The organism is Rhodoligotrophos sp. CJ14, from assembly GCF_038811545.1.
Taxonomy (GTDB): domain Bacteria; phylum Pseudomonadota; class Alphaproteobacteria; order Rhizobiales; family Im1; genus Rhodoligotrophos; species Rhodoligotrophos ferricapiens.
On the sequence record NZ_CP133319.1, the window covers coordinates 4,601,623 to 4,627,858 of the forward strand.

General features: G+C 60.8%; 22 protein-coding genes. 10 read left to right on the top strand and 12 right to left on the bottom strand.

From position 1 onward, the window contains the following. Positions 1-10 precede the first annotated feature (10 nt). From RCF49_RS21455 to RCF49_RS21480, 6 genes are all read right to left on the bottom strand, one after another. Entirely contained in the window at positions 11-3,178 is a 3,168-nt protein-coding gene (locus RCF49_RS21455) for an efflux RND transporter permease subunit (RefSeq protein ID WP_342641818.1), read from the bottom strand. A gap of 3 nt (positions 3,179-3,181) precedes the next feature. Then, positions 3,182-4,399 carry an efflux RND transporter periplasmic adaptor subunit gene (locus RCF49_RS21460; RefSeq protein ID WP_342641819.1) on the bottom strand — a complete coding sequence of 406 codons (1,218 nt, stop codon included), beginning with the start codon at positions 4,397-4,399 and terminating at the stop codon, positions 3,182-3,184. Positions 4,400-4,558: 159 nt separating this feature from the next. Next, entirely contained in the window at positions 4,559-5,503 is a 945-nt protein-coding gene (locus tag RCF49_RS21465) for a DUF6282 family protein (protein ID WP_342641820.1), read from the bottom strand. A gap of 75 nt (positions 5,504-5,578) precedes the next feature. Continuing rightward, on the bottom strand, positions 5,579-6,364 hold the full coding sequence (locus RCF49_RS21470) for an HpcH/HpaI aldolase family protein (RefSeq protein WP_342641821.1): 786 nt from the start codon (positions 6,362-6,364) through the stop codon (positions 5,579-5,581). A 48-nt stretch (positions 6,365-6,412) separates the two neighbouring features. After that, the gene (gene rhtA, locus RCF49_RS21475; RefSeq protein ID WP_342641822.1) at positions 6,413-7,297 is read right to left on the bottom strand and encodes a threonine/homoserine exporter RhtA; all 885 of its coding nucleotides are present in this window, start codon (positions 7,295-7,297) and stop codon (positions 6,413-6,415) included. 173 nt (positions 7,298-7,470) lie between these two features. After that, the gene (locus tag RCF49_RS21480) at positions 7,471-8,610 is read right to left on the bottom strand and encodes a Bcr/CflA family efflux MFS transporter (RefSeq protein WP_342641823.1); all 1,140 of its coding nucleotides are present in this window, start codon (positions 8,608-8,610) and stop codon (positions 7,471-7,473) included. A 480-nt stretch (positions 8,611-9,090) separates the two neighbouring features. On the opposite strand from RCF49_RS21480, the gene RCF49_RS21485 reads away from it, so the two are divergent. Together RCF49_RS21485 and RCF49_RS21490 are read left to right on the top strand one after the other, a co-directional pair. Then, a complete protein-coding gene (locus tag RCF49_RS21485; protein ID WP_342641824.1) occupies positions 9,091-10,188 on the top strand; it encodes a glycosyltransferase family 4 protein in 1,098 nt (365 codons plus the stop codon). Positions 10,189-10,212: 24 nt separating this feature from the next. Then, positions 10,213-12,432 (top strand): amylo-alpha-1,6-glucosidase, encoded by a 2,220-nt coding sequence (locus RCF49_RS21490; RefSeq protein WP_342641825.1) that lies wholly within the window; start codon positions 10,213-10,215, stop codon positions 12,430-12,432. An 8-nt stretch (positions 12,433-12,440) separates the two neighbouring features. On the opposite strand, the gene RCF49_RS21495 is transcribed toward RCF49_RS21490, so the two are convergent. Then, positions 12,441-14,984 (bottom strand): membrane-bound PQQ-dependent dehydrogenase, glucose/quinate/shikimate family, encoded by a 2,544-nt coding sequence (locus tag RCF49_RS21495; protein WP_342641826.1) that lies wholly within the window; start codon positions 14,982-14,984, stop codon positions 12,441-12,443. A gap of 184 nt (positions 14,985-15,168) precedes the next feature. On the opposite strand from RCF49_RS21495, the gene RCF49_RS21500 reads away from it, so the two are divergent. Next, positions 15,169-15,576: a four-helix bundle copper-binding protein gene (locus RCF49_RS21500; protein WP_342641827.1), complete on the top strand. Its 408-nt coding sequence runs from the start codon at positions 15,169-15,171 to the stop codon at positions 15,574-15,576. 818 nt (positions 15,577-16,394) lie between these two features. After that, positions 16,395-17,663 carry an MFS transporter gene (locus tag RCF49_RS21505; protein ID WP_432807354.1) on the top strand — a complete coding sequence of 423 codons (1,269 nt, stop codon included), beginning with the start codon at positions 16,395-16,397 and terminating at the stop codon, positions 17,661-17,663. 30 nt (positions 17,664-17,693) lie between these two features. Here the strand turns inward: RCF49_RS21505 and RCF49_RS21510 are convergent, their stop codons facing one another. Then, positions 17,694-18,170 (bottom strand): Lrp/AsnC family transcriptional regulator, encoded by a 477-nt coding sequence (locus RCF49_RS21510; protein WP_342641828.1) that lies wholly within the window; start codon positions 18,168-18,170, stop codon positions 17,694-17,696. Positions 18,171-18,308: 138 nt separating this feature from the next. Between RCF49_RS21510 and RCF49_RS21515 the strand changes: the two genes are divergently transcribed. The 3 genes from RCF49_RS21515 (at position 18,309) to RCF49_RS21525 (ending at position 20,542) form a co-directional block, all read left to right on the top strand. Further along, entirely contained in the window at positions 18,309-18,944 is a 636-nt protein-coding gene (locus tag RCF49_RS21515) for a LysE family translocator (RefSeq protein ID WP_342641829.1), read from the top strand. A gap of 124 nt (positions 18,945-19,068) precedes the next feature. Next, on the top strand, positions 19,069-19,359 hold the full coding sequence (locus RCF49_RS21520; protein WP_342641830.1) for a hypothetical protein: 291 nt from the start codon (positions 19,069-19,071) through the stop codon (positions 19,357-19,359). 145 nt (positions 19,360-19,504) lie between these two features. Further along, the gene (locus RCF49_RS21525) at positions 19,505-20,542 is read left to right on the top strand and encodes a serine hydrolase domain-containing protein (RefSeq protein ID WP_342641831.1); all 1,038 of its coding nucleotides are present in this window, start codon (positions 19,505-19,507) and stop codon (positions 20,540-20,542) included. A 4-nt stretch (positions 20,543-20,546) separates the two neighbouring features. Here the strand turns inward: RCF49_RS21525 and RCF49_RS21530 are convergent, their stop codons facing one another. Then, positions 20,547-20,903, bottom strand: coding sequence for a response regulator (locus RCF49_RS21530; RefSeq protein ID WP_342641832.1), 357 nt, complete (start codon positions 20,901-20,903; stop codon positions 20,547-20,549). Between the two features lie 189 nt (positions 20,904-21,092). Between RCF49_RS21530 and RCF49_RS21535 the strand changes: the two genes are divergently transcribed. The 3 genes from RCF49_RS21535 to RCF49_RS21545 all read left to right on the top strand — a co-directional run bounded on the left by RCF49_RS21535 (position 21,093) and on the right by RCF49_RS21545 (position 24,711). Beyond that, on the top strand, positions 21,093-21,809 hold the full coding sequence (locus RCF49_RS21535; protein ID WP_432807356.1) for a Crp/Fnr family transcriptional regulator: 717 nt from the start codon (positions 21,093-21,095) through the stop codon (positions 21,807-21,809). An 87-nt stretch (positions 21,810-21,896) separates the two neighbouring features. Further along, the gene (locus tag RCF49_RS21540) at positions 21,897-23,282 is read left to right on the top strand and encodes a sensor histidine kinase (protein WP_342641834.1); all 1,386 of its coding nucleotides are present in this window, start codon (positions 21,897-21,899) and stop codon (positions 23,280-23,282) included. 235 nt (positions 23,283-23,517) lie between these two features. Continuing rightward, positions 23,518-24,711: a GGDEF domain-containing protein gene (locus RCF49_RS21545; RefSeq protein WP_342641835.1), complete on the top strand. Its 1,194-nt coding sequence runs from the start codon at positions 23,518-23,520 to the stop codon at positions 24,709-24,711. An 18-nt stretch (positions 24,712-24,729) separates the two neighbouring features. Here RCF49_RS21545 and RCF49_RS21550 read toward each other — a convergent pair whose 3' ends face one another. The 3 genes from RCF49_RS21550 to RCF49_RS21560 all read right to left on the bottom strand — a co-directional run bounded on the left by RCF49_RS21550 (position 24,730) and on the right by RCF49_RS21560 (position 26,210). Beyond that, the gene (locus RCF49_RS21550) at positions 24,730-24,981 is read right to left on the bottom strand and encodes a GlsB/YeaQ/YmgE family stress response membrane protein (RefSeq protein WP_342641836.1); all 252 of its coding nucleotides are present in this window, start codon (positions 24,979-24,981) and stop codon (positions 24,730-24,732) included. A 111-nt stretch (positions 24,982-25,092) separates the two neighbouring features. Beyond that, the gene (locus RCF49_RS21555; RefSeq protein WP_342641837.1) at positions 25,093-25,371 is read right to left on the bottom strand and encodes a pyridoxamine 5'-phosphate oxidase family protein; all 279 of its coding nucleotides are present in this window, start codon (positions 25,369-25,371) and stop codon (positions 25,093-25,095) included. A gap of 140 nt (positions 25,372-25,511) precedes the next feature. Beyond that, positions 25,512-26,210: a hypothetical protein gene (locus tag RCF49_RS21560; RefSeq protein ID WP_342641838.1), complete on the bottom strand. Its 699-nt coding sequence runs from the start codon at positions 26,208-26,210 to the stop codon at positions 25,512-25,514. Between the last annotated feature and the right edge of the window lie 26 nt (positions 26,211-26,236).

Here is a 26,236-nt window from a genome sequence, read left to right on the forward strand (position 1 = left end):
CCCATGTGCTTCAAGCACTTGCCTGCTGTGGCGGCGGTGCGTCTTCCGGTGGGACTGCGCCGAGATCATCGGGAATGCCGCCGAATTTGTCGCCCAGCCATTGGAACATCACATAGAGCGCCGGAATGAGGATGATGCCGAAGAGTGTGGCAGCGGTCATGCCGCCAAGCACGGTCACGCCCATGGAGAAGCGGCTCGCAGCGCCCGCACCCGTCGCGATGACCATCGGCACCACGCCTAAGATGAAGGCGATGGCGGTCATCAGCACCGCGCGAAACCGCATATAGGCGCCGACAAGCGCTGCCTCCAACCGCGGCAGACCCGCCTCCCGCTGCTCCTTGGCGAACTCCACGATCAGAATGGCGTTCTTGGCGGCAAGGCCGATCAAGAGCACAAGACCGATCTGGCAATAGATATTGTTGGCAAGCCCGACAAAATGGATGGAGCCGATCGCCCCCAGCACCGCAACCACCACCGATGTGATCACCGAAAGGGGTATGGTCCAGCTCTCATATTGGCCGACCAGGAACAGGTAGCCGAACAGCAGAGCCAGGGCGAAGATCATCACCACCTGTCCCGATGCGCTCGCCTCCTGATACGACATGCCCGACCACTCGAAGGAATACCCTTGCGGGAGCGTCTTGGCCGCGATCTCCTGAAGGGCCGCCATCGCCTCGCCTGAAGAATGTCCTGGCGCTGCATCGCCATTGATCGTGGCTGCCGTGAACAGGTTGTATCGCCCGAGCAGGCTCGGCCCGAAGGTTGTCTCGATGCTGGCGAGCGTCCGCACGGGCACCATGTTGCCCTCCGTGTTGCGCACATAAAGATTGAGCACATCATCCGGCACGGTGCGGAAGCGTTGATCAGCCTCGATATTGACCTGGAACGTGCGGCCATAGAGGTTGAAGTTGTTAACGAACAAGGACCCGAGCTGTGCCTGCAGCGTCGAGAACAGGTCTGAGACCGGGACCTTGAAGCTTTCCGCCTTCACCCGGTCGATATCGAGATGAAGCTGCGGCACGGAGGCCGAGAACGTCGAATAGGCCGAGCTGATGCGCGGATCACTGTTTGCGGCCACCACTAACGAGCGCATGACCGCGGCAAGGTCCTCGGCAGATTGGCCCGACAGAGCCTCGAGCCGGAAATCAAAGCCGCCGGTTGAGCCCACGCCGGGAATGGCGGGTGGAGGGAAGGCAAGCACGGAGGCGTTGACCACCTGGTCGAAAGCAGTCTTCAGTCGTCCATAGATGCCCGCAAGCCTCAGTGCTGGCGTGTTTCGTTCATCCCACGGCTTGAACACGATCACACCGAGCCCGGCATTGGTCGAGAGTGCCCCAGCCAGCATGCTATATCCCGACACCGTGACCACATTGGCAACGCCCGGCGTGTCGGCGGCGATTTTCCGCACCTGTTCAAGTACAGCGCTGGTGCGCGGCAGCGAAGCCGCATCTGGCAATTGCACATTGACGAACAGCGCCCCTTGATCCTCGGTCGGGATGAAGGCTGTGGGCGTCCGCTGAAACAGGAATGCGGCAGCAGCGCCTGTGGCGACCACAATGACGCCCGCGAGCACTGCGCGTCGGCCAAGCGCCCCCACCAGACGGACATAGCCGTTTCGCGTGCGGTCGAGCCCCGCATTGAACCATCTGAACGGGCCGCGGGCTTCCCGCGGCCGGCGCAGCACGCTCGCACAGAGGGCCGGGCTGAGCGTGAGCGCGTTGATCGCCGACAAGATGACGGCGGTGGTGATGGTGACTGCAAATTGGCGATAGAGCTGGCCGGTCACGCCGGGTAGGAAGGCAACGGGCGCGAAGACCGCGATCAGCACCAGCGTCGTGGAGATGATGGGCCCGGTGACCTGGTGCATCGCTTCGCGCGTCGCTTCCTTGCGGTCGATATCCGGATTGCCTTCCAGGATGCGCTGGACGTTCTCGACCACCACGATCGCATCGTCCACCACGAGCCCGATCGCCAGGATCATGGCGAACAGCGTGACCGTGTTGGCCGAATAGCCCAGCGCCAGAAGGATCGCGAATGTGGCGATTAGCGAAACCGGAATGGTGAAGGCAGGGATGAGAGTTGCACGCAAATCCTGCAGGAATATGTAAACCACCACCAGAACGATGACACCGGTGATCAGCAGGGTTTCGATGATCTCGTGGATCGTGGCGGTGACGAAGGCGGTCGAGTCATAGACGACCTCATAGGTGAGATCGCCCGGGAAGCGGCTCTTGAGCTTGTCGAGCTCGGCCCTGACATCGTTGGCAACCGCAAGGGCATTGGCATCAGGCGTCTGGTATATGGCGAGCACTGCGGCCGGCTTGCCATTCAGCGCGCTGGTCGAGGAATAGCTGCTCGAGCCAAGCTCGACCCTGGCGATGTCGCGGATCCTGACCACGGCGCCATCGGCTGCGGTCCTGAGAACGATACCCTCGAATTCCTCAACCGACGACAACCGCCCGAGGGCGGTGACATTGTATTGGAGCGCCTGCTGGTTCGAGATCGGCGGAGCACCGATCAATCCGGCGGCGGCCTGTATATTCTGGGATTTGATCGCGCGATCGACGTCGTCCGGACTGATCGACAGGGAGGTCATCTTCACCGGATCGAGCCAGATCCGCATGGAATAGTCCATCTCACCGAAAAGCGTCGCGCTGCCGACGCCGTTCACCCGCGAGATGGGGTCGCTGACATTGATCTTGGTGAAATTGGACAGGAACAGCTCGTCATAGGCCCCTGACGGCGAATAGATTGCGACCACCTGGAGAAAGCCCGGCTGCTGCGTGGTGACCGAGACACCCAGCGTGTTCACGATGGCCGGCAGGTTGGGCTGCGCGAGGGCCAGCCGGTTCTGAACATTGACCTGCGCGATATCGGGATCGGTTCCGATCGCGAAACTGACGCTCAGCGTATAGACACCGCTCGAGGTGCTGGTCGAGGACATGTAGATCATGTTCTCAACCCCGTTGACCTGCTCCTCGATGGGAGCGGCCACGGTCTCCGCCAAGGTTTCCGCGTCCGCGCCCGGATAGGTCGCCGAGACCTGGATCACTGGAGGGGTGATATTGGGATACTGCGCAACCGGGATGTTGAGCAGTGCCAGAGTCCCGGCGAGGGTCATCACGATCGCGACGACGATCGCGAGCTTTGGCCGCTGAATGAAGACGTCTGAGAACATGGATCAGCTGCCGCTGGCTTGCGAGTCGATTGGATTGACCACGATCCCGGCCTTGACCCGTTGCAAGCCGCCGACAATGATGATTTCGCCCACCCTGAGGCCCTTGCTCACCACCCAGCCGCTGCTGGTGCGCTGGGCCGTGGTGATGCGGCGCTCCTCGGCGCGATTGTCTTTGCTGAGCACGAAGACATAGGCGCCGTTCACGTCCTGCATCACCGCCTCACCGGGAACCACGGGGAGCTTTTGCTTGTCGCCGACTTCCACGGTGACATTCACGAACTGGCCCGGCACGAGATAACGGTCCGGATTCTTGAAATCGGCGCGCACCACGATCGTGCCGGTGTTTTGGTCAACTGTATTATTGGCGAAACTGATCGTTCCCGGATGCGCATAGGTGCTGCCGTCGGGAAGTTTGATATGGGGCACGAACTCACTGGTCGAGACGACGCCCTTGGCCATCATCTGGATCACCTTGAGGTAATCGACGTCCGAAACGGCGAAGGCAACGCGGATGGGATTGGTCTGAACCACGGTTGCGAGCGTGCCCGAAGCCGGCGACACGAGATTGCCGGCGGTTCGGTTCGCCTTGCCGATCTGCCCGGAAATCGGCGAGGTAATTTTGGTGAAATTGAGATTGAGCTGGGCGCTGAGCTGCTGTGCCTTGGCCTGGGCTATGGCTGCCTGCGCCTCACCGACATCGGCTATGGCCGTGTCTTTTTCCGCGGTTGCGTTATCAAGATGGGCTTGGGAGACGGTCCCGGTTTTTCTCAGCTGAGCGACCCGGTTATACTGCAGAGTGGCCTTGGTGGCGTTCGCTTTTGCCGCCTCCAATTGCGCCCGCGCCTGCTGAACTGCGGCTGTGGCTGTTTCGAGGGCGGCCTCATAGGTGCTGGGGTCGATGGTGAAGAGCGGCTGTCCCTTCTTCACCATGCTGCCTTCGGTGAACTGCACCTCATCCACGAACCCCTCGACCCGCGGCTGGATATCGACCTGCTGGATCGCTTCGACACGGCCGACAAACTGCGCAGATTGGGTGACGGTTTCCGCTTTCACCGGCGCGACCTGGACGCTCGGCGGCGGAGAGGAGGACGCTTGCGTGTTGCCCTTCGTTGGCGCCAGACCTGCCACCAGAAGCACACAGACGATTCGAGCCGAAAACGACCGCAAGGCCACCGCAACCTCCCCATGCCAGACGGCCTTGAGAATGGTGCGAAATATCACCGTATTCAAAGAAAAAAGAATGTAATGGTTGATCTAAAGGAAGGATTTATACTTTATTTACTTTTGGGTTCCCGGAAATTTCATGTCTATCGGCGGAATTGTTAGGTGTAGCCCTGGTCGTGGCCAGCGCGGCCGGCACCTGCGCCTCATCGTCGTTGCTTAGACCGCAAGACCGAGCAGCCGCGAAGCATTCGTCGATATGATCTGTTTGATAACGTCGTGTGGCACTTCCAGGTCGAGCAGATCGGACACGATCATGCGGTAGCCATCCACCGGCTTGGGCGCCTGGGTGAGCCCGAGATCCGAGCCGAGAATCGTGTGGTCGGCGCCGGCGACCTCGATCAGATGCACGAGATCTTCTGGATCATGCTGCTTCACACGGCTGGGCACGAACATGCAGATGGAGTGCTCCATATAGACGCCCATGCCGACCAGGCTGCGAATATCCTCATCCGAACAGCCGACGACATAGGTGGGATGATTGACCATCATCTTCTTCACCCCGCGTTTGCTCGCCTCCTCGAACAGCACGAACAGCTCGCTCACATGCAAATGGCCGCCGGCGAGAATGATGTCTTCCGCCGCGATGAGATCGAGGATCTGCTTGGCCTCGTCGATGAGCTTGCCATTGGCATCGAGCACCGTGAGCGCTATCGGCGGCAACATCGGCTTGACCGTCTTTGGAAAGCTCTTGGCCTGATAGGCCTCGATATGATTTTTGGCCGCGAATGTGGGCATCCACACGATCTTGGCACCAAGCTTGATTGCGTGATCGACCGCGTGCGGGTTCACCCCGCCAGAGGCATTGTTGAGCGCAACCCCGGAGAAGAGCTCGATGTCAGCATCGGGGTAGATCTCCTTCAAGACCGCGCAATGGGGCATGCCCACATAGTAATGGTCCTTATACAGCAGCGCCTTGAATTTCGCGTCCAGCGCCTCCTTGAAGGCCTGGTGATGGCCGAGGATGCGCGGCATGGCGGCGGGCCCGGAATGGCAATGCAGGTCAACCGCACCGACGAGCAGCTCGGCGACCTCCTGCCTGCGCTCGGGGCTCATCTCCGGCAAAGGAACGATCATTGGATACTGCGTGCTCGTATCGGCCATGGCTGTACCTCCTGCGGTGACAGCTTAGAACGGTTTGGCAGCTTGGGAAAAGCAAAGCCAATCGGGCATTGGAAACTAGCGTTGGCTGAGGGCGGCAATCTCCCCATAGGCCTTGAGCGCCGCCTGCCGCATGAAGCCCTGGTCCGACGAGATGATGAAGGCGGACACGCCCATGGCGCGGAACCGGCTTGCTTCCTCGCCATTGGCCACCATCATCGCAACCGGCTTCTTCGCCTTTTTTGCGGCTGCGGTTATGCGCTCGCAGGCATTGTTGATCTCGGGAGCATCCAACCCGCTGGCCCCGAGCGCCACCGTGAGGTCGGCCCGGCCCACGAACACCCCGTCGAGCCCATCCGTCCCGATGATCGCATCGATCTCATCGAGCGCCTCCGGATCCTCGATCATGGCGATGAGTGTAACCTGCTTGTCGGCCGCCGCCACATGGTCCCACATGCTCAACGCACCAAAGCCCCCCGCCCGCGTGCTGTTGGAAAATCCCCGTTTGCCACCGCGATAACGGCAGGCCGCGGCGACCTCCCGTGCCTTGGCGGCGGAATTCACATGCGGCACGAGCACGCCCGCCGCCCCATCATCGAGCACCGATAGGATTTTCGCAGAGGTTGCCTCGGCAACCCGGACCAGTCCGGCGGTTCCGGACGCACGCGCTGCCAGCAATGCCGTATCCATGGTGACCCGGTCCCAAGGCGCATGTTCCTCGTCGATGATCACGAAATCGAAGCCCACACCACCAATGATCTCGATCGGGTGGGGCGCCGGGGTCTTGATGAAGGTGCCGACGAGGTGGTCGCCAGCGATGAACCGCTGCCGAAAACCCCTCCCAGCCTCGAAACCAGTGCTCATAACGCGTTCTCCTCAAGACGTGAGTTCTCTGGAAAACCGAAAACCCATCTATGCCCCGGATTTCGCGGCGACCGCTGTTCCAGCCGAGGCGAGAACGATGAATGCGATTGCCAGCCACTGTATGAAAGGCAAGTTTTCCCCGAGTACCGCGAATCCGACGAGAGCCCCGACGGCCGGCTCCAGGCTCATGAGCGTGCCGAATGTATGGGAGCGCAAGCGCCGCAAGGCCGCGAGTTCGAGCGTATAGGGCAGGGCGCTCGACAGCACCGCCACCGCGAGCGCGGCCGGCAGAATGCTCGGTGAAAACATGGCCGTGCCTGCTTCCGCGATGCCGAACGGCAGCACTACCGCGGCTGCGATCATTGTGCCCAGCGCAACGGTGGTCACGCCATGATCGAGCGCTGCCTTCTTCCCGAAGATGATATAGAGCGCCCAACAGCCTCCGGCACCCAAGGCGAGCGCGACACCGATCGGGTCGAGGGCATGAACGGATGTGCCCACGGGCAAAAGCAGGAGCAGTCCGGTCACGGCAAGCCCGATCCATAAGAAATCGATCGGGCGGCGCGCCCCGACCATCGCGACTGCAAGGGGGCCGAGGAATTCGAGCGCCACCGTGATCCCTAAGGGTAAAGTCCTGAGCGCCATGTAGAAGAGCAGGTTCATACCGCCCAGCGCTGCCCCATAAAGCAGGATCGGAGGCCAGCTCTGCCTGGTGATCTTCGCGCGCCATGGCCTCACGATTGAGGTGAGCAGGATCGCGCATAGCGTGAGCCGGAGCGCCGTGGTGCCCTCTGCGCCGGCAATCGGAAACAGGCTCTTCGCGATGGTTGCGCCATACTGGATCGAGACCACCGCGGCCAGAATCCCGACGATGGGCAGCAATGGTGATTGCGAGAAGCCGAGCCCGGGAGAAACGGAAGCTTTGGAGGCCACGAGCGCTCCTCGAGAAAGGGATCACACGAGAAAATTGATTGCGCGAGGGCGTGATCGACAGGCGCTCATATAGGGACATGAGGCGAATGGCAAGGCCGGAGCGACAGGCCCAAAGTGCCTATGGCTCCAACCAGGCATCAACGCGAGCCGGAATAGCCGATGGCTCGCTCACCTCACGATGATCGTGATTGCCGATAGCATGCCAATGCGAGCGTCAATGCCGCAAATCCGCAACTCAAAAGCACCAGCTCCACATTTTGCGACCAGGCGGCACAGACGAGCCCTCCTCCCAGCATGAGGTAGTAGAGAAGCCCGAGGAGGGCGCCGGCCGTGCCTGTACGGTCGCCGTAATCGCTCAAGGCGATGGCCAGGATATTCGGAATGGCGAGGCCATAGGCGAGCATCACCACTGCGACCGGCAGGACGAAGATCCAGCTGCTGGCCATGATGAACACCAATATGCCGCCCATGACCGCCAAGACGGATGCGAGCAGGATCAGCCCTTCTGGAGTCCAGCCTGCCTGAAGCAGATGTCGGCTCAGCAGCGAGCCAAGCATGACACCGAAGGCGATCGCCACGCTGCTGATGCCAAACATGGCGGACGAGAGGCCGAGCCGTTCGAATTCGAATGGAGCGAGCTGGTAATAGCCGAACACGGCAAGGTTGAAGAGAGCAACCAGCACCGCCGTGCGCCAGATCGCGACGTCTCTCAGCATCATCAACAGGGTCTCGCCCAACGGTGCCTTGATCACGTGCAATGGTTTGGTCTCTGGCAGTCGGGCAGCGGCCCAGAAGAAGAGGACCACCGCGAGGAATGCGAGGGCCGCAAACACGCCGCGATATCCAAACCAGCTCACCAGAGTTGCACCACAGGCCATGCCGATGGCTGGGCTGAGCGCAATGGCAATGCCCATCATCGAGAAACATTTGGCAAGATCGGCACCGGTATAAGTGTCTCGCATCATTGTCTGGGTACAGACGGACCCGACCGCCGCGCCGAAGGCTGCGATCAATCTCGCCCCGAGCAGAATTGCAAAATGAGGGCTAACCAAAGCCGAAACGGAGGCCGCTCCATAGGTCGCAAGACCGATCAGCATGGTTGGCCGCCGCCCGATATGGTCACAGAGGCGCCCCCAAAAGACCAACCCGAGCGCGAATGCGATGAAATAGAGCGATATTGTCTGGCCGGCTTGTTCAGCGGTCACCGAAAAGGCGCAGGCAATCTGTGGCAGCGCCGGGCTGTAAATCGTTTCTGCAACCAGGGGAAACATAGTCAAAATGGTGACCTGGGGCAGGCTGACATAATACTTCATCGAACATGTCCCGAAGTATACGTGAGTTATTATTTAAAATTATATGATAAGGTATTGTCATTTATCTTTTCTGGAACGTTCGTCAGTGACGGGCGGCACAGTTGAGCGCGATCGAATAGCGAAGCCATCCGATATTGGAAGGGCAGCGATATATATTCTTGGTTGTGTTTGTCAATAACGAAGTCTCAGATTGTGGACCGTTCTCACCCTCTTGAACAGCATGCAGGGGCTCACTAGTTCCTCCTTTTGGTCGGCTGGGCTCCCGCAACGGCTATATGGTTCCGATCGGCGGTGGTTGTTGGCAAGCGCATCGGATGCATGCGCTGGAACGCATATCGACCGGAATGCATTAGCCTACGGGGCTAGGTTCTCGGCTGACCAATCGCTCTGCCGGGTCCTCTGGGGAACGGCAGAGCTGCGCGGGCTGACTGGCCGCGCATTTCATTGTCGATGCTTCGCTCTCACGAGGAGGTATTCCTGATGAAAATCGCCCAGATTGCTCCACTCGCGGAATCCTGCCCCCCGAAGCTCTACGGAGGAACCGAGCGGATCGTCTCTTATCTGACGGAGGAGCTCGTTCGTCAGGGACACGAGGTAACACTATTCGCCAGCGGCGATTCCGTGACCTCAGCCAAACTCGTCCCCTGTTGCAATCGTTCGCTGCGCCTTGACCCGACTGTGAAGGACCCGCTTCCGCATCACATCATCATGCTCGACGAGGTGCGACGGCGGGCGGACGACTTCGATGTGCTCCATTTTCACACCGACTTTCTGCATTATCCGCTGGTCCGCGACATTGCCGATCGCACCGTGACGACCTTGCATGGCCGTCTCGACCTGCCGGATCTGAAACCGGTTTACGCGGCCTTCGCCGGACTGCCGCTGGTTTCCATTTCCTGTCACCAGCGCAAACCGATGCCCCCCGTGAACTGGGTGGGCACGGTTTATCACGGTCTGCCGCACGACCTCCTTCCCTTCAACCCGAGGCCCAAAGGCGATTATCTGGCCTTCCTCGGGCGCATCTCGCCGGAGAAGCGGCCCGACCGCGCGATCGAGATTGCCGCACGAGCGGGCATGCCCCTCAAAATTGCGGCCAAGGTTGACAAGGCGGATCAGGCCTACTGGGACGAGGTGATCGAGCCAATGGTGGCCTCTCACCCGAACGTCCAATTCGTCGGCGAGATCAATGAGCACGGCAAGGCCGAGTTCCTCGGCAATGCTCGCGCGCTGCTCTTTCCCATCGACTGGCCTGAGCCCTTCGGTCTGGTGATGATCGAGGCCATGGCTTGCGGTACCCCGGTTATCGCTTATCCCTGCGGCTCCGTGCCAGAAGTGATCGATGACGGGATTTCCGGCTTTATCGTCGACAGCATTGCGGAAGCGGCAGCCGCCGCGCGGCAAGTCGAACACTTGGATCGTGGGGAGGTTCGGGCGGCCTTTGAGAAGCGCTTTACCGCTGCACGCATGGCTGAGGACTATCTGGCGATCTACCGCGCGCTGCCGGGTGTCAGCACGAGCCGTCCGCTGTCGATGCCGCGCTTGGCCGCTGATGGGCGTGGTCTCTCTGCGGTGGCCTAACCATGGGAACAGGGGAGTACGGGGATGCAGACCGTCAGTGCCGAAGCCACCCCTCACGCGCCGGCGCCGGCCGGTGCGGGTGAGGCTCAGCTCGCGCAGTTCTTTATTCCGGCCGCCGCCTCCTTGCAGGAGAGGCGGCCGCGAACTTTGAAGCATGGCGATACCTTCGCCGTGTTCGATCATAATGGCGATGCCTTGTCGGGACCAGGGAGCCCCGAGGGCATCTATCATCGCGATACTCGCTATCTCGCCCATCTCTATCTGACGATCGGCGGCGCCCGGCCGATGCTGCTGAGCTCCACCTTGCGTGATGACAACGCCACGCTCACCTGTGATCTCACCAACCCCGATCTGTTTGACACGACCGGCGAATTGACCCTCGAGCATGATCTCATTCATTTGCAGCGCTCGCGTTTCCTGTGGAATGCGAGCTGCTTCGAGCGCCTCGTGGTCCGCAATTTCGATGATCGGCCGCGTAAGATCAGTATTGAGATCGCCTTCAACGCGGATTTTGCCGATCTTTTTGAGGTGCGCGGAGCGCGCCGCGAACGACGGGGAGAGCAGCATCCGCCGGAAGTGAATGAGAACAGCGTTGTTCTGAGCTATACGGGCCTCGATAAGCAGCGCCGGATGACAACCCTCACCTTCGATCCGGCGCCGACCCAGCTGTCGGGGCACGTTGCGCGCTTTATAATCGATCTCGCCCCGCGCCAGGCGCGATCTCTCTTCCTGGAGGTGAATTGCGGCACCGGCGGGATGGGCCAGCAGCCTCCGCGCCGCGCCTTTTTCAGCGCCCTGCGCGATGCACGGCGCGCCCTGCGCTCATCCTCCTCTCGTGCCACTGCGATCGTCACATCCAACGACATCTTCAATGAGTCCGTGCGACGGAGCGTGTCTGACCTCTACATGCTGATCACCGACATGCCGGAGGGGCCTTATCCCTATGCGGGCATTCCCTGGTTCAGCACTGTTTTCGGCCGCGACGCCCTGATCACCGCTCTTGAAACCTTGTGGGTTGACCCTGCGATCGCGCGCGGCGTGCTGAACTATCTTGCCGCCAACCAGGCGACCTCCGTTGATCCTGCCGCCGATGCCGAGCCGGGCAAGATCCTGCATGAGGTTCGCCATGGTGAAATGGCAGAGCTCGGCGAGGTGCCGTTCCGTCGCTATTACGGCAGCGTCGATTCAACGCCGCTCTTCGTCATGCTGGCCGGCGCCTATCTCCATCGGTCTGGAGATCTCGAGACCATTCGCCGGCTTTGGCCCAATATCGAAGCAGCGCTGGGCTGGATCGATCGCTTCGGTGATCGCGACGGCGATGGCTTCGTCGAATATGGGCGGCAGACTGACGAGGGCCTGATTAATCAGGGCTGGAAGGACAGCAATGATTCCGTCTTCCACGCAGATGGCAGGCTGGCCAAAGGGCCGATCGCCCTGGCTGAGGTTCAGGCCTATGTATACGGTGCCTGGCAGGCGGCGGCGGATATGGCATTGCATCTCGGCCATGTCGCGCGTGCAACCTCGCTGGCTCGCCGGGCAGATGCACTGCAAAGAGCCTTTGACACGAGCTTCTTCGACGAACAGCTTGGTACCTATGTGCTTGCCTTGGATGGCGAAAAACGCGCCTGCAGAGTGCGCTCCTCCAATGCCGGTCATGCCTTGCTGACGGGGATCGCGTTTCCCGAGCGCGCCGCGGTTGTGGCGAGCACATTGATGGCCGCGGATTCCTTCTGCGGCTGGGGCGTTCGCACGATCGCCTCTTCCGAAGCGCGCTATAACCCGATGAGCTATCACAATGGCTCGGTCTGGCCTCATGACAACGCCATGATCGCCGCGGGCCTTTCCCGCTATGGCTTCCGGCGCGAGGCCTCGCGCATCTTTGAGGGGCTCTTCGCCGCGTCCACCTATATCGACCTGCGTCGGCTGCCAGAGCTGTTCTGTGGATTTTCTCGCCAGCGCACGCGCGGGCCGACCTTCTATCCCGTTGCCTGCATGCCCCAGGCCTGGGCGGCAGCGGCACCGGTCTACATGCTGCAATCATGCCTGGGGCTCAACTTCGACCTCGCCCACGGTCTGATCACCTTCGACGAGCCGGTGCTGCCCGCATTCATGGACGAGGTCGTGCTGCGCAACCTGGTCGTGGACAGCGGGTCAGTGGATGTGGCTCTGCGCCGGTCTGGTGGGCAAGTCGTGGTCGATGTGCTCGAACGGCGCGGCAAGGTCCGGGTCTTGACCCGATATTAGCGAAAAGCTCATTGCTGCGGCAGCGCATAGGCGATCACGCTATCCCCGATCGTTGTTTCCATGCTGTTATGGCCGCCCGCGGCGAGCACCACATATTGGCGTCCACTATGGACATAGCTCAGCGGGCCGGCCTGGCCGCCCGCCGGCAGCCGTGCTTCCCAGACAAGCTCTCCGGTCTCCGTATTGAAGGCCCGGATGACCCGGTCGAGCGCCGCGGCAATGAAGATGAGGCCACCGGCCGTGACCACCGACCCGCCATTGTTCGGCGTGCCCATCGTGATCGGAATCATCGAGGGAATGCCGAAGGGGCCATGATCCCTCCCGGTGCCGAGCGGCTTGCGCCAGATGAACTTCCGTGTTCTCAAATCGATGACGCCGATATGACCCCAGGGCGGTGCGGTGCAGGGGACGTCGAGGGCGGTGCGCCAGGGGGCTGAATAGGCGCCATAAGGCAGGCCGCGCTGAGCATAAAGCCCACCCGTCCGCTCTTCCTTGTCTCCGATGGCCTTGATATCCATCTCGCTCGCCTCGCTCCTCGGGATCAGGCGCACGATGTTCGGCAAGTTGTTATTATTGACGATCAGCAGCTTGCGCTCCGGGTCAACCGCAACGCCGCCCCAGTCGACACCGCCATTGAAGCCGGGTTTGAAGATCGTTCCTTCGAGCGAGGGTGGGGTATAGGTGCCCTCATACCGCAGCTGGTGGAACTGAATGCGGCACCACAGCTGATCGAGCGGGCTCACCCCCCACATGTCCTGCTCGGTGATCTGATCGCCCACGAGATCGGGCATGCCGGCCGAGAAGGGCTGGGTGGGCGCGGTGTGATCGCCTTCGACCGCACCTTGCGGAACGGGGCGTTCTTCCACGGACGTGATGGGCTGACCATTGCGGCGGTCCAGCACATAGATCTGCCCCTGTTTGGTGGGCAGGATCAGGGCAGGGACACTCCCATTATCCGTTGGGAAATCAACCAGCGTGCCCTGGGAGCCGAGATCGTAATCCCAGATGTCGTGATGCACGGTCTGGAAGGTCCAGCGTTCAAGCCCGGTGGCCACATCGACCGCGACCAGGGAGGAACTGTGCTGCTCTTCGCACTCCCGGCGGTCACCGCCGAAATAATCACCGGCCGAATTGCCGGTCGGCAGATAGACGAGCCCGAGTTCGTCGTCGCCGGACGTGATGGTCCACACATTCGGTGTGCCGCGGGTATAGGTCTCGTTCGGCCCCGGCTGCGTGGTCACGCCTGGCCTGCACATGTCCCATGCCCAGACAAAGGCCCCCGTGATCGCGTCGAACCCGCGCACCACCCCCGATGGTGCATCCCGGTATTGGCCGTCAATCACCTGATGGCCGACCACGGCAATGCCGCGCACGATGGTCGGTGGCGAGGTCATGGAGACATAGCCGGGCAGGGTGCGCCCAATCCCTTCGTTGAGATCGACGCTGCCATTATTGCCAAAGCCTTGGCACGGCTGACCCGTCTGCGCATCGATTGCGAGCAGCCGGCTGTCCAAGGTGCCATAGACGATCCTGGTCTGGCAGTCCTGAATGGGTGTTGGAGCCTCGTAATAGGCAACGCCGCGGCAGGTCGAGGTGGTCACATTGGCCTTGGCCTCGAGTGAGACCTTTGGATCGAAACGCCACTTCTCTCGGCCGGTGGCGGGATCAAGCGCGATCACGATCTGGCTTGGCGTGCAGACGTAAAGCGTATCCCCAACTTTGAGCGGTGTGTTCTGGAAGCCATAGCGTACCTGGCGGCCGCCGCCCTCTGGCGGCATGTCTCCGCCCGGGGAGATGTCCACATCGTCGGCGGTCGGCGGCATGTCGCCAGTGTGGATATGCCAGGCTTCGACGAGCTGCGAGGCGTTTTGCGGCGTGATCTGATCGGCGGGCGAATAGCGCGTTGCGTGGTTGTTCCCGCCATAAGCGAGCCAGTTGTCGGTGGTATTGCGGTCGAGCAATCCAAGATTGGGAGGCGGTGCCGCGGCTTGCTGGCCGGGTGCAGAAGGCGGCGTCGCAGTCCCTGGCACCTGCGTGTCGGGCTGTGCGGGCGCGCGCTCTGCCTCGGCCGGCGGTGGGGCTTGTGCCGACGGCGGAGTGGTGGGAGCCTGTTGCGCGATACTGATTGGCGCGAAATGCCAAGCAACCGACAGGCCGGCAATCAGGAGGATGATTGAATAGCTATGCCGGGCCGAGACGCTCGGGACGCGGCGCCGGAACAGAACGGGGATAAAGAACAGAAGGATGACGGCAAGCACCGCCGGGCCGACCAGTCGCGGCACAAGTGCCCAGCCGTTGAACCCGACCTCCCAGAATGCCCACACGATCGTGGCGAGGAAAATGCCCCAATAGAGCCAAGCGCCCGCCGCGCGCTGCTGGATGAGAAGGAAGCCTGAGACGATGAGCCCGATGCCGGCAAGGAGATAGTAAAACGAGCCGCCGAGAGCAACGAGCCAAGCACCACCGGCGGCCAGCACGAGTCCGATGAGCATCAGGATGAGGCTGAACACCACGAGTGCCCATCCGCCGAAGCCGCGAGGCCTGACTGCCATGAGGGCTCTCCGTTAGGAATAAAGTCCATCACCTGGGCTAAGCCGGAACTCCGCGTAAGGTTCCCCAACGGATATTGGAGGGGCTTAAGCTAATTGGGCGCGGTGTGGGAGGACCGACCAGGAACCTGTCGGATCCCATCGTGTTGCCGGGATGTAGTCCACTTCCAGCCAGAACAGGTGAGACATGCATCTCCATCAGATGATCGCCAAACACCCGGACGTCAAAGGCAGCACCAATGACGCCCTGCTGCGCTGTATCGAGGAATGTTATGGCTGTGCACAGACCTGCACGTCCTGTGCCGACGCGTGCCTCGCGGAAGACATGGTTGCGGATCTCCGGCAGTGTATCCGCCTCAATCTTGACTGCGCTGACATCTGCCTTGCCGCTGGCGCAATGGCGATCCGCCGGACGGGCTCGAACGAGCGGTCGATTGTGGAAGTGCTCTCCGCTTGTGCGACGGTCTGCCAGATTTGCGGTGCCGAATGCGCCAAACATGCGGGCATGCATGAGCACTGCCAGATCTGTGCTGAGGCCTGCCGCAGCTGTGAGCAGGCGTGCCGGGATGCGATTGGATCAATCCGCGCCCACTGAATGAACTGGGCTCCGCCTCCTATAAATTCAGCCCGACAACTTGGCGCGATCTTTGCGGGCGGAAAAGACTGCGCCACCAGCGGCCTGCCAAGTTGGTTCGTGATCGATTACCTGCTGGCTGTTCCGGGCAAGATCAGCGAAAGAGGCAGAGTCGAACCCGCCCGTTAGAACACCAGGGCGACGGCCGCAATGCCGCCCATCGCCATGATCGCGAGGATCACGCCGCTGGCCTCGATCACGCGAAAGAAACGCTCTTCATTTGCTTCACGATCGTAGGATCTCATTGTCAACGCCTCCATAAGGCCCCTATGAACGCACAGCAGGCATCGGCAGCCGGCGTCCTCGTGGCTCTGCTCTTCAGTGTGTTTGAGATCATGCCGGCGGAGTATTGCCGACGGGTCTACTCAAATGGATTTTGCGGCCTTGAAGGCTCTAACATCTTCAAAGGGTTAGTCGAGTTTTAATGCCTCACCACAACAAAACCCTGCAGTATTAAACCATTCGAAATACCTGTCGGCGACGGGGAGCCAACCATCTTGGTCTGGGGACATGGCGAAGCAACAAACACCGACAGTTGCGCGCCCCGTCACGATTTTGAACCGGCATCGCCTTGCATTCGTTCCAACTTTCATCAAAACCACCGACGCTAACCGCTGTCGTTCTTTCTGTTGCCATGCACCCCAGTTATTTCGCGGCTGCAAAATCGGCATTGGCGCAAGCCTTGCACGTTCCTTATGAACCTCAGCACAGTGAAATCCATTCGAGGCCAACGCCGGGGAGTCGACGATGCCGGTGTTCGCCACCAAGGCCCATTCTGCATGTCATCTTGCGAAACTGCCCCTGGTCTCAATTCCGATGAGTGCTTGACGATCAGGGAGCGAGCGGATCCTCGGCGGCGCCCCGCAAGCCGATCGGTTCATCCCGGATTCGTTATTTTTGCTCTGGCGATGGGCGGATTTGCCATCGGCACCACCGAATTCGCCTCGATGAGCTTGCTGCCCTATTTCGCTGCGGAGCTTGCGATTGACGAGCCCACGGCAGGCCATGTGATCAGCGCCTATGCCCTCGGCGTGGTGATTGGGGCGCCCGTCATTGCGGTTCTCGCTGCAAAACTTGCCCGCCGCACTCTGCTGATTGGGTTGATGGCGATCTTTGCGGCGGCCAATCTGTTGAGCGCTCTGTCGCCCTCTTATGAGTGGATGGCAGCCTTTCGCTTCTTGAGCGGCCTTCCACACGGGGCCTATTTCGGTGTCGCAGCCCTGGTTGCGGCCTCGCTCGTGCCGGTGAACCGCCGCGCCCAGGCTGTGGCTCACATGATGCTCGGCCTCACCATCGCAACCGTGATCGGCGTGCCGGCAGCCAGTTGGCTTGGTCAGGTCTTCGGCTGGCGATGGGGATTTGCCCTGGTGGCCGTGCTTGCTCTCCTGACCGTGGTCCTGGTGGCACTCTTTGCCCCTCGCGATAAACCTGATGCTGGCGCAAGTCCCTTGCGCGAACTGGGCGCTTTGAAACGAGGGCAGGTTTGGCTGACCCTTGCCATCGGCGCGATCGGCTTTGGTGGCTTGTTTGCGGTCTATACCTATGCCGCCTCGACCCTGATGGACGTGACCAGGGTCTCGCCCATTTTCGTGCCAATCGTGCTCGGCCTGTTCGGTGTTGGTCTGACCACCGGCAATCTCGTAACCGCCTGGGCCGCGGACAGGGCGCTCGTTCCGACAATTGGCGCCGTCCTCATCTGGAGCGCTGCATCGCTCGCGCTCTATCCCTTTGCGGCCGGCAATATCTGGGCGATCTCGATTGTTGTGTTTCTGATCGGCTGCGGCGGCGGGCTTGCGACCGCACTGCAGACCCGCCTCATGGATGTCGCGGAAGACGCGCAGACCCTGGCAGCCGCCCTGAACCACAGCGCATTCAATGCTGCCAACGCCCTTGGCCCGTTCCTTGGTGGGTTGGCCATCGCTGCAGGCTATGGCTGGACCTCAACCGGCTGGGTTGGCTGCGCTTTGGCCCTGGGCGGCCTGGCAATCTTCCTCATCTCCCAAATGCTCGAGCGCTCTCGCCGGCCCGCTGCATCGGCCATCCCCTAGCCTCCGCGTTGCCAAGGCGTGGGGAGCCCCTTAGGGGTTTTGCAGATGGCTGAGCGGCAGCGGGCTCTCGGCTTTCACCGTCTGTATCGCGAAATTGCTGCGGATATCTGCAACGCCCGGGAGCTTCAGAAGCGTCCCGAGGAGAAACCGCTCATAGGCGGCAAGATCAGGCACCACCACCTGTAACAGGAAGTCGGCTTCGCCCGAGACGAGGTGGCAGGAGATGACCTCGGGCAGGGCAACGACAGCCTCGCGAAAGGCATTCGCTTGTTGATCGTGATGCCGTTCAACCTTGATGCTGACAAAAATCGTGAGGCCGAGCCCCACGCCAGCGCGGTCAAGTGTGGCGTGATAACCCCGGATCACGCCCGCGCCCTCCAGAAGACGCACCCGCCGCAGGCAAGGGGAGGGGGAGAGGCCGACCTCATCGGCCAGCTCTACATTTGTGAGCCTTGCATCCCGCTGAAGCGCCAGGAGGATGCGGCGGTCGATCGCGTCCAGCTTCATCTTGGCATATCCCGGATGTCCTTGCGTCTGTTATGGCAGATTATGCCAAATTCTGCGCATATCACGGCAAGCTTCGCAAGGATTGGCCCCTGGCATATACGCTAAGCTCATTCCGGAGTGACGGTCCGGAGGACGCACGTGAGCGACATTTGGATGTTCCTGGGCGCGCTCGCCATCGCCTACTTGGTGCCCGGCCAAGATATGATTCTGATGCTACAAGCCGGATCACTGCGCGGTCGCGGCTATGTGCTTGCGACGGCCTTTGGGCTGGCCATGGCGCGTGCGGCCCATGTGAGCTTTGCGGCCATTGGCCTTGCAGCGCTCCTCAAGACGTTCCCCATCGCCTTTGAACTGGTGCGCCTAGCAGGAGCAACCTATCTCGTATGGCTTGGCATTGGCCTCATACGCTCCGAGATCCTGACATCCCACCCCGAACACCAGAAGCAGGATATTCGGCCATTCACGCGAGTGACCGCCATCTCGCGGGGTTTGCTCACCAATCTCACCAATCCCAAGGCGCTCCTGTTCTGCTCTGTCCTGCTCCCCCAGTTCGTCCAGCCGGATCTTGGCAACGCGGCCGTCCAATTCGCGCTTCTCGGTCTTATCCTGGTGGGGATGGGTGTCATCTTCGATATCATCTTGGGTTTTGCTGGATCGGGAATGGCCCGCATCCTTACCCGCTACCCTCTCGTCAGGCGAGTTCAGCAATTTACCTTCGGCGTCCTGCTGATTGGATTTGGAGCGAGACTGGCGATGCTTCAGCGGGCTGAGTAATCAGAAATAAATCAAACAATAAGATTATCGTTTGGCTTCTTGGGCAAGCAGTCAGGATCGATTGCGGCGCTGAACTGCGCGCGTTACGCTGTTTGTCGGAGCAGGCGTCCTTGCGGAGTGTACAATGAAATTGGGATATCTGGTCGGCGGCGTTGCGGTGGCACTCCTGCTCGCAGGCGGCGACCCGCTTTCTGCCCAGCAGCCCGGCACCACCTACGATGACGGCGAGTTGCGCCCGGCGCCGGGTTCTGATGTCACTGCGGAAGAGAATGCCGAGGAGAAGGATCTGTCGCAGGATGAGAACGATCCGGACTCGGGCTATGACCCTTCGGTGCAGGCAGGGCCGGGCTCGGTGATCAGGCGCGATCCGACGGAGGCTGCGAGCACTGGCACTGAAGGCGAACGAACGGACTGACCGTACCGCTGTCCCTCTCCAGTGCTAGGTCTGGCCGGCGCTAGCCTGCGCGCAAGGGGCAAGCGGTGATCAAATCCCGGTGATGTCGGCGGAAATCTTGGCTCAGCTTTATTTACCTGTGCCGGGATGGGCTTAGCTAAAGGCGATGCGCTATCTCTCGATCGCCCTGGCCGCCTGCCTTCTTCTGATCACGCCCCAGCTTGATAGGGCCAGATCAGAACCGAATTCGGCTCTCATCCCCTCCATCTCAGACCTGCTCGATCAGGCAGAAGCGCTCGCGCCGCTCGAAACTGTAATAGTCGCTCATGACGGCACGGTGATCGGCGAGCGCGGCTATCGCGGCAATTCGGTCGACGCGCCGACCAATATCAAATCGGCGTCCAAATCGATCATTTCAGCTCTGGTGGGCATCGCGATCGACAAGGGCGTGCTCGAAGGCGTTGACCAACGCATCGCCCCGATTTTGAAGGATCAGCTGCCGGACAATCCCGATCCGCGCATCCAGCAGATCACGATCGGCCATCTTCTTTCGATGCAGGCGGGGCTGGGGCGCACCTCAGGCCCCAATTATGGCCGCTGGGTCGCAAGCGCCAATTGGGTCCGCGCCGCGCTTGCACAGCCTTTCGATGACGACCCCGGGGGCGAGATGCTGTACTCGACCGGATCGACCCATCTTCTCTCAGCCATTCTGACCCGCCTGACCGGGCGCTCGACCCTTGCTTTGGCCAAGGACTGGCTTGGCCCCCTGGATGACTTTGCCATCACCGCCTGGGAGCAGGATCCGCAAGGCATCTATCTCGGCGGCAACCAGATGGCCATGAGCCCGAAGTCGCTCTTGGCCTTTGGCGAGCTCTACCGGAATGGTGGCAAGACAAAAGCCGGCCGGCAGCTGATCTCACCGCAATGGATCGAGCAGTCTTGGCAGCCGCGCACCCATTCGCGCTATACCGGCGATGGCTATGGCTATGGTTGGTTTCAGCGCGAGATCCAAGGCCATCTCGTCCATTATGGTTGGGGTTTTGGCGGACAGATGCTCTATATCGTCCCCTCCCTCGATCTGACGGTGGTCATGACCTCGGAGGAGACCGTGTCTGCTGCCCGGTCAGGCCACAGAGATGAGCTTCACCAGCTCCTGGGCAGGATCATTGCGGTGGTCGAGGCCCCGGCGAGCGTCAGAGGTTGAAAGCCTATCGCGTGATCTGCTGGAGCGCTGTGTTGAGATCGCTTTGTGAGAAGGGCTTGTTCAGCACCGGTGCGCCGGCGCATTCCGGCGGAAGATCAACGAGTGAATAGCCTGTGATGAAGATGACGGGCACATTCTGTCGCCGACATGCAGCGGCAACGGGCAGGCTCAAGCTTGATCCGAGTTTGAGGTCGAGAATGGCGGCGGCTGGTATGCGCTCTTCCAAGACCCGCAACGCATCGCGCTCGGTGTGAACGCTGGCAACAATCTGCCAGCCCAGATTGAGAGCCATGTCTTCGATCATCATCGAGATCATTGGCTCATCCTCGACGATCAACACCCCGTTTGGCTGATGTCTCACGCTGCCCGCCCACCCAAAAACCTGACGGGATAATTATCCGATTACGTCGCAAAATGCGGGCGTGTCATATACCGTACAAACTGTCTTTATGGCCGCATTGCTGATATAAGGGCGGCATTGTTTTAACGAGATCTTGGGCGTGGACGGCTGGGAGATGTGATGCTCTTGTCCTAAACGAACATGAGGGCAATGAACATTTCTCTTCGGCCGAATATAAAAAACCGATTGCTTTCTTTGCTCCCCAGGGAGGAAATGATTGCAATCTGCCGCGACACCGAACCCGTAGATCTGCCGAGGTCTATGGTTGTTGCGACCCCCGATGAACCCGTTGATCACGTCTATTTCCCGAATTCTGGAATATTGTCGGTTATTGCAATCTCGCCGCAAGGAAATCGCGCTGAAGCTGGCTTGTTCGGGCGGGACGGCTTTTCGCCCACTTGCGCTGCCTTGGGCATCGACAGGTCAGCCCTCGAAGTCTTCGTCCAGGTTCCGGGCGAAGGCCTTCGCCTGCCTTACCCGTCTTTCCTTGCAGCCCTAGAGCGAAGCAGTGAGTTCAGATCTCTTCTCCTGAAATTCGTGCACTGCCTGGCCATACAGACCGCTTTCACTTCTCTGTCTAACGCGGTTCATCAGATCGACAAGCGATTGGCCCGCTGGCTTTTGATGTGCCATGACAGGACTGAGAGCGATGAGATTGCGCTGACCCACGAATTCATCTCACTGATGTTGGCTGTGCGCCGCCCGAGCGTCACGACCGCGCTCCATGAACTGGAGGGGAGCGGGTTCATTCGCGCTGAGCGTGGCTACCTCACCATACGCAACCGCATCGGTCTCGAGGCCTTTGCCGCGGACGCCTATGGCCAGCCCGAGCGGGAATACCAGCGGCTGATCGGCCCCATCCTGTGAACGGAACCGGGCACCACAACTGGCGTTCCTGCTGAGTGCCACTAGCAGGAGGCATCTGAGATCGGATAAGCGCAAGAGGAGCCATGCGTGAATGGACCTCACGAGGAAGCGGTTACACCAAGGACATTGAGGGATGAGCTCTTTGAGCTCGCCATCGACAGTGCTGGTGACTTTGCGATTTTCACCATCGACCCGACTGGAGTGACGACGAGCTGGAACACAGGCGCTCAACGCCTGTTTGGATATACCGAGGAGGAAATCTTAGGCCGCATGGCCGACGTGATCTTCACCCCTGAGGACCTTCGCGCCGGCGCCGCTGACGAAGAGCGAGCGCAGGCTCTTGCCCAGGGGCGCGCATTCGACGAGCGGTGGCATGTCCGCAAGGACGGGAGCCGCTTCTGGGCCTCTGGCTTGTTGATGCCGCTCAAGGATCGAAGCCGCGGTTTCGTCAAGATCACCCGCGATCGCACCGAACAGCATGAAATAGGAAATCAACTCCGAGAGACCGAGGAGCGGTTTCGGTTGCTTGCGACCAATATTCCACAGCTCGTCTTCCGGGGGCAGCCTGATGGTGAGAGGCATTGGGCAAGCCCGCAATGGGTCGAATTCACAGGCATCAGCAGTGAGGACAGCTCCGGGCTTGCCTGGCTGGAGGCAGTGCATCCAGATGATCGTGAAGGCGCCCTGCAGGCCTGGCAGCACGCGAAGCAGAACGGCGAGTATGTTCATGAGCACCGCGTCAGACGCTCCGATGGCGAATACAGGTGGCATCAAACCCGGGCAAGACCCATTTTGAGCGGGGAGTGGGTCGGGACTATGACCGACGTCCATGACCTCCGCGATTTGCAGAACCGTCAGCAGGTCCTCATCGCCGAGCTTCAGCACCGCACCCGGAATCTTCTTGCGGTGGTAATGTCCATCGCCAATCACACCATGCGGCTGAGCCCTTCACTCGACGCGTTTAGAACTGAATTCGAAAGCCGCCTGCTCGCCCTGAGCAGAGTGCAGGGCCTCCTCGCGCAGGGCGATAGGAATGAGGCAGACGTTCGCGCGATCGTTCTGGCAGAACTCGCCGCCCATCTGCATGAGGGCCGCGCCCCCGAAAAGGTGCATGTGGACGGCCCTTCCGCCAATCTGACTGCCGGAGCAGCCCAGACCATGGGGCTTGCCTTGCATGAGCTTGCGACAAACGCGATCAAATATGGTGCCTTGGCTCAGTCGGCTGGCAAATTGTCGGTCAGCTGGACCATAAAGGAGGAGCAGGTTCGAGCCTGGATCGTTCTCGAATGGCGCGAGAGCAATGTGCGGATGCCAGACGATGGCGCGCCGCGCCGTCGCGGCTATGGCACGGAACTGATCGAGCGTGCGCTCCGCTATCAGCTCAATGCGGAGACCAGGCTGGACTTTGGCCCGGATGGCGTCCGATGCGTGATCCTGCTCCCACTCGAGACCTCCCGAGCAGGTGACGAGTGATTCCTCGTTGCTTTTGAAGGCGCGCGCGGCGGGATTTTGCCTGCGCCCCAAGGCGGGATGAGGGGTTTCGTTAGCCAATAGATCAGGATCGGGCAGCTTTGCCGGCATTGTGCCGGCAAACTGGAGATCCCTTTGCATCTTTGTTAATGGGTGATCATACCAATGTCACCGGCCAGAGCCGCGAAGGGTCGACGGGGCCATCTGGCAAGTGCAGATCTGAGCAGCGAGGCAGCATTTGAGCGTCGATATTTCGACGATCATCATGTACAGCGTGGTGCTGATCGCCACGATCAGCAGCCTGCTCGTCATCTTCTGGATACGGGATGGTAGGAACGGCTGCTATCTCTGGTTCTCCCTGCCACTCATTCTCGGCGCCCTGGGTGGCGTTCTGATCGCTGCCCCCTGGCTCCTGCCGGGATTATGGGCTGGGCGGCTCGGAGCGCTTGCCATTCTGCTGGCCTATGGCTTCGCCTGGCAGGCGGCCCGCGCCATCAATGACCGCCGACCTCTTCTCCTCTGCACTCTCTTTCCTCCGCTGCTTTGGCTCATCTTGTCAGCCACGATCTTCGGTCCTTATGAGCTCTATGGCTTCAGCTCGGTGGTGAGGAGCCTGATCGTCACTCTGTTCAATGGGCTGGCCGCCTGGGAATTTTGGCGCGCCCGCCATGAGGCTCTTCCCTCGCGCACCGCACTCTTCTGGCTGTTCTCGATTGCGACCGCCTGTGGCTTTGCGCGGGCCATCGCCGCGCCGATCCTGCCGGGCCCTTTAGGGTCTCAAGAGACGGCTATCTGGTCCGTACTGGTGTATAATTTTCTAGGCGTTGCTCAGGCGCTTCTGGTGAGCGCCTTCATGATCGCCATGGTCCGTGAGCGTGCCTCTCTGCAGAATTACGAGATGGCTCTGCTCGACCCCTTGACGGGGCTCCGCAACAGGCGGGCATATGACGACTATGTGGCGCGTCTGAGCGGGGGGGCGCCTGCGAGATCGCTCGCCCTGCTCGCCCTCGACATCGATCTCTTCAAGAAAATCAACGACCTGTTCGGTCACGCGGTCGGTGATGAGGTCGTGGTGGTGGCCGCCCGGACCGCCGAGAGCATTCTGCGCAAGCAAGATATGGTATTCCGCATCGGCGGCGATGAAATGGTCTGCCTCCTGCCGAACACATCTGCTCAAGAGGCGATGAGCGTGGCCGAGCGCCTGCGAGCGGCTTTCCAAGCCCAGGCGAGCCACATAGCCGGTCGGCAGGTCAGTCCGAGTATCAGCATCGGTGTGGCCGTGTCCGAAGGCCAGATCGACCCCAAGCACCTCCTGGAGGAGGCGGATGCCGCCCTCTATCGCGCCAAACGCACCGGACGCAACCAGATCGTGTTGGCCGGCCCGGCAAACTTGGCTACCGAGCAGGCCATGCCAAGGGCTGAGATCATGTAGCTCGCTGGTGAAGAGTGCTCAGCGTCTAATGAGCCGGCCCACTGCAATGAGAATACAGGCGCCAATGAAGCCGGCCACGAGATAGCCGAGCCATCCGCCCAACGTCACCCCGAAGAGGCCGAGTATTGCATTCGCGATGATGGCGCCGACCACACCGAGGATGATGTTCATCAAGATCCCGGTGTCGCTCTTCATGAACATCTCGGCAAGCCAGCCCGCGATGCCACCGATGATAATCGCAGCAATCCAACCAACGCCCGCTTCTTCCATTGGGGATACTCCCTGATCAGAGACAGTGAAGATGAACAGAAATTTCGGGAGAAAGGAAGGGACCAGCTGGGGCGCAGCTGGTCTTTTTATCTGGTGGAGCGAAGTTGCCGCCTACATCCGCACCTTCGCATGCCCGCCGATTGCCGGTCGCGCGTCGCTGACAGCTGCCGCTATCATCTTGATATAGCTCGCGACTGTCCCTGGACTGTCCCAATACTGGGCATCTCTGGGTTTGATTTTGAGGAGCCGAATGTAAGGATCCACAGAACCAATCCACCAGGCTTTCGTCGGTATCGACCAGAGCTCACGGATCCTGTCGCGGTCATTCAAGAGCTCCGCATACCCCGTCAATGCCAGATATTTCTGCCCAGCCGAATCAGAAAAGGCCAATCCTCATCTCCTGAAATCGTCTGGTCGATGGGCGGCGAGCCGGGAGTGGCGACCCTTCAGCATGAAATCATGGACGCAGGCAGCAAGCAGCGATCGCCTCCTGTTTCCGGGACGATCGCTGCTGCCACGGGCCTCGAATATTACATCAGCCCTTCCTTCTGGGCGGCGTTCTTGGCGGCTTCGGTTGCGGCTTCGCCTGCCGAGATCACCGTGTCAGCCAGGCTGGCATCCTTGTCATCTGGATTGTAGACCTTCTCGCGGCCGGCCTGATAGGCCTCCGAGGCAACCCGCTGCGCCTTGTCGGCAGCGTCCTTGCCATAGCTCGTCAAGCTGTCCTTCAGCTGATCGCGAGCGCCGCCGAGGAGCTTATCCTCCTGCCGGGTCGGGGGCAGTGATGCGCCGATTGCGGCACCGATGGCGACTGCCACTGCACCGACCACCAATGGCTCATCCTGCAGCGACCGCATGAGATTGCGCCAGGTCGACTGTGCCATCTCATTGGCGCGATAGCCTGTGCTGGACGTTTTGTGCAACAGGCTGCGGGCGGAATGTCTCACGCTTCCGGCGACATTGGTGGTCGCATCGCTGACCGTGCCAAATGTCTTCTGCGCGCCTTCCATAGCGCCCGAGACAGCCGATTTGGTCGTGTCCGCGAGCGAGTGCATCGTGCTAGATCGGGAGGAGCCGTTGGCCCGGGATCCGCCATTGGACATGTAAGCGTCGTCCGATGAAGCGCCTTCCGCCCGGTACGGGTCGAAATAGGCATCGTCATAGGCTCCCTCGCCGCGCCAGTTGGCGCGATCGCTCCGGCTTCCCTGGCCGAGAAAAAGCCAGGCCACGCCGGCTCCTATCAGTCCGAGGGCGA

Excerpts from the sequence above, each read along its gene's own strand:
- RCF49_RS21520 (WP_342641830.1), top strand. The coding sequence starts at position 19,069 with ATGAAATTGGGATATCTGGTCGGCGGCGTTGCGGTGGCACTCCTGCTC.
- RCF49_RS21505 (WP_432807354.1), top strand. The coding sequence starts at position 16,395 with ATGTCATCTTGCGAAACTGCCCCTGGTCTCAATTCCGATGAGTGCTTG.
- RCF49_RS21500 (WP_342641827.1), top strand. The coding sequence starts at position 15,169 with ATGCATCTCCATCAGATGATCGCCAAACACCCGGACGTCAAAGGCAGC.
- RCF49_RS21525 (WP_342641831.1), top strand. The coding sequence starts at position 19,505 with ATGCGCTATCTCTCGATCGCCCTGGCCGCCTGCCTTCTTCTGATCACG.
- RCF49_RS21490 (WP_342641825.1), top strand. The coding sequence starts at position 10,213 with ATGCAGACCGTCAGTGCCGAAGCCACCCCTCACGCGCCGGCGCCGGCC.
- RCF49_RS21550 (WP_342641836.1), bottom strand. The coding sequence starts at position 24,981 with ATGGAAGAAGCGGGCGTTGGTTGGATTGCTGCGATTATCATCGGTGGC.
- RCF49_RS21535 (WP_432807356.1), top strand. The coding sequence starts at position 21,093 with ATGAACATTTCTCTTCGGCCGAATATAAAAAACCGATTGCTTTCTTTG.
- RCF49_RS21510 (WP_342641828.1), bottom strand. The coding sequence starts at position 18,170 with ATGAAGCTGGACGCGATCGACCGCCGCATCCTCCTGGCGCTTCAGCGG.
- RCF49_RS21485 (WP_342641824.1), top strand. The coding sequence starts at position 9,091 with ATGAAAATCGCCCAGATTGCTCCACTCGCGGAATCCTGCCCCCCGAAG.
- RCF49_RS21480 (WP_342641823.1), bottom strand. The coding sequence starts at position 8,610 with ATGAAGTATTATGTCAGCCTGCCCCAGGTCACCATTTTGACTATGTTT.
- RCF49_RS21495 (WP_342641826.1), bottom strand. The coding sequence starts at position 14,984 with ATGGCAGTCAGGCCTCGCGGCTTCGGCGGATGGGCACTCGTGGTGTTC.
- RCF49_RS21465 (WP_342641820.1), bottom strand. The coding sequence starts at position 5,503 with ATGGCCGATACGAGCACGCAGTATCCAATGATCGTTCCTTTGCCGGAG.
- RCF49_RS21470 (WP_342641821.1), bottom strand. The coding sequence starts at position 6,364 with ATGAGCACTGGTTTCGAGGCTGGGAGGGGTTTTCGGCAGCGGTTCATC.
- RCF49_RS21455 (WP_342641818.1), bottom strand. The coding sequence starts at position 3,178 with ATGTTCTCAGACGTCTTCATTCAGCGGCCAAAGCTCGCGATCGTCGTC.